5 protein-coding genes are annotated in these 3138 nt (G+C 47.6%); all 5 read right to left on the bottom strand.

Annotation, left to right across the window (positions count from 1 at the left end; all coding sequences use genetic code 11):
- Positions 1–52: 52 nt before the first annotated feature.
- Positions 53–325: a hypothetical protein gene (locus ACXAC4_RS20680; protein WP_475165076.1), complete on the bottom strand. Its 273-nt coding sequence runs from the start codon at positions 323–325 to the stop codon at positions 53–55.
- Positions 326–517: 192 nt separating this feature from the next.
- On the bottom strand, positions 518–1246 hold the full coding sequence (locus tag ACXAC4_RS20675; RefSeq protein ID WP_475165075.1) for a hypothetical protein: 729 nt from the start codon (positions 1244–1246) through the stop codon (positions 518–520).
- Between the two features lie 4 nt (positions 1247–1250).
- Entirely contained in the window at positions 1251–1814 is a 564-nt protein-coding gene (locus ACXAC4_RS20670; protein ID WP_475165073.1) for a hypothetical protein, read from the bottom strand.
- Positions 1786–2619: a hypothetical protein gene (locus ACXAC4_RS20665; RefSeq protein WP_475165072.1), complete on the bottom strand. Its 834-nt coding sequence runs from the start codon at positions 2617–2619 to the stop codon at positions 1786–1788. Before ACXAC4_RS20665 ends, ACXAC4_RS20670 begins: the two co-directional genes overlap by 29 nt.
- Before the next feature lie 206 nt (positions 2620–2825).
- Positions 2826–3138, bottom strand: a 313-nt coding sequence (locus ACXAC4_RS20660) for a hypothetical protein (protein WP_475165071.1), incomplete at its 5' end; no start/stop codon positions are given.

Here is a 3138-nt window from a genome sequence, read left to right as displayed (position 1 = left end):
AGAAACCTGAAAATCCAGCGTCAGAGGAAAATGAGGCAATTGATGAGCCCGGCTAACTCCGGTCCTTTTTCCTGCGTTTTTTTCGTGATTCGGTTTTTTGATCCGTGCCTTTTCGAATCGCGTCCATAGCCCCGTGAATCGCAGATTTTACCCAGTAATTGATCGGTCCTTTTTCCCTGAACCGCACCTGGTTCACCGTACCGATGGCATCGGTCTTGGAATGCTTCAGAATAATGCCGTCGGCAAGCAGCGTAAGCAATTCAGAACCAAGATTACGCACTTCAGGCGAACCTTTTTTGAAAATCTCGATATGCAGGATCTTCATACGTTATAATGGTGTTTCCTGTAGCAAGACTGTCGGTTCCTGTAATGGTCATGTCGAATTCCCTGATCATACCGGATTTCAGCTTAATGGCTTCAAGCGAATCCACCATCTGATTAAGCAGGGGCGCAGGCATGTCGGTCAGCCGTACATTAAGGGAAAACCTTGAGGAATCGATACGCGCATATGCAGCAGTCAGATTTTCCGGTGTCGTACCAACTTCGCGGTTGCCTGGAGCACCTGTTCCGGTTCGGTAATATTCCTGGCCAGGTGAACTTCTCCATTGATATCATTAACAGTAACACTTCCCTGGGAACCCGTTTTCTCCCCGATTTCCTTATAGGTTATGTTGGTATTCTGAATTTTCAGCAATGGAATCTGAACCGAACCGGAATGCGGTATCCACTCGCCAACAAGAAATGGTTTACGTTTAAACGGAGGGTCGGGCAGCCGTTTGTCACGACGAATTACAAAATCAGCCCCGTTGATCACCACTGAAGAAGCCTGAAGCATATTTTTCTCATACAATGAATCCCAGACCACATCACTGATTTCAATTGAGCGGGCCACCCCGTCAAATACATCATTTTCGAGTTCCATGTTTCGAACAAATTCTTCATCTGCCTGAAAACGGAAATTGTCTACTAAAATATTATCGCTGGCTGAATTCACAGATTCAACGGACAGCACCCCTTTGCCCGTATCAAATGAAAGGTCGGTCAGCGAAAAATCAAGATGTTCGCTGCCTTTCACTATGCGTATGTTTCCAAATTCAATTTTCTTCTCATCTATGGAAACAACGCCCGGCGACAGATCAATTTCATTAACATATTTAAAGGGTGCTATGCGCGTAGCGTCCGCAGGTTTCTCCTTATTTCCGTTTTTATTGCTAAACAGGTGGATTTGGGGCGAAAAAACACGCACCTTTTCAACATCGGGGTCCTGCCTGCTTGTTCCAGGATAAATCCGTCAGCACAATGCTGTCAATTTTAGAATGCTGATCCGACGCCGGCTGTGACAGGCTTACCGAGCTGAACCTGGAGTGATTGATAAAAAAACTGCTGTCGGAATACGCCAGCGGTCCTGTTTGTATTTCGGGAATGGTGATGGTAGTTGTTGGTGTGACAACGGACAGGTTGCTGAATTCGGAAATCCCCATACTGTTGATACTGGTGTTGCCCAGTGTTACCCTGGAATCCCGACTGTCAAGTGTGAAGGCTTCAAATCTCGCCGACACTTCCGGCAGGTTAATCGCTGAAGGCGAGATTCCAATTCCGCGAAGGTGAAATTCTCCGCCCGTAAGCCCGTAGCTGTTTTCACCATTGGACACGCTGATTTGCAGATTGTCTATGCCTGCTTCTTCAATGGCCAGCGAAAGGGGTGCACCGCCCTGATTGGGTTGTTGCCTGGGCTTGGGAAGTTCACCCGTAACATGCAGATCGTTAATATTTATTGTATTCCATTCATAGTAAAAGGGTGCGTCCGATCGCAAAATTCTTCGGGCTGGCAAACAGTCCCTTTATAGCTACGTTCAGGGTTGAATAGTTACCCTGAACCGATGCCAGCCGTAATTGTAATGGTTTGAAGTTCATCTCCCGGGCAACAATGTCGATATCGGCTGTCTGATCACTGTACCTGGTATACCTGGTCCGCAGGTACTGAAGTTCATAGGAAGCGGTATCGGGTGTTCTGATGAAATTATCAGCCTGTGCTTCCATGCCCCGAACCTCCACCTTTCTGTCGCCAAAATCGATAATTGCATCCACATGATCAAAAATCAGCTTGTCGAGATCAACACTGCTGTTGGCCTGCCGTGCATTTGCACCATTCGAAGGCGGGGCATCCAGCCGGCCGAATTTATTGAAATAGACGTTACCATTGCGGAGAACAAGCGAATCTGCCTGAATCAGGCTGCTGTACAGAAGATTAAACACGCTGAAAGAGTAAAGTTCAATCTGTTCACAATGCACAATATTATCTGTAATCGGGGCCTCACGAACCTGAATGCTGTCAAGTGTAAGGTCAATCCCATCCTTATAAAACAAGCGACCAATCCGGATATTGTAAAGCCCTTCAAGCTCAACATCGATACCGGATGCTTCAACGATAAAGTCAGAAAATGTTAATGTGCTGCTGGCGGGGGATACCCCGAATTCGGTAGTCCGGATGGAGAGGTTGGGGATGGTCAGCGCCAGGGTATCTTCCGGCTTGTAAAGGACGAAATCAATCGTGGAATTAACCAAGCCCCCATTCGCCAGCTGCATGGTACCAAAATTATCCTTGAGTAAATCGCTCACCGGGCATCCGGTCCTTTTTTGCTTCGCGGGACAGGATCATGCGGGTAGACATGTGCGGTTAGCCGGGCGGAATCGATTCTCAGGTCTTCCAGGATGTAGGCCTCAGCGTTCTACAGGGCTTCAAAGTCCATCTGGTGAATCAAGAGATTGCTTCGTCCATTTCGAAGGCAAGCCGCCCCAGGGTGTCATACTGTTGCAAGGAAAGGTTATGAGATTTCCAATGCATGTGCATGGTAGTCATATTCAATCCTGTCAAATGCAAGCCTTGACCGTACAATCCGAAGCTGCTGTTTTTCGAGGATCAGCCGAAGGGAAGAGTGTTCGTCAAGGTTTTTCATATCCCAGTTGTAGATTAGCAGACTGATCAGCCCAAGTTTCACGGTCCCGGATGTAACCTGGCTGGATTCAGGCAGGGCGATATCCAGATCAGCCCGCATTACCTGGAACGACCGTATGTCGAATTTATCCCGAATGGCTGTGTAAGAGGTGAATCTAACCGTCGTTAACCTTCGATGCGTA

This window comes from Pseudoalteromonas sp. AWM4_233 (assembly GCF_056158285.1).
This window is presented reverse-complemented; position numbering and strand designations above follow the sequence as displayed.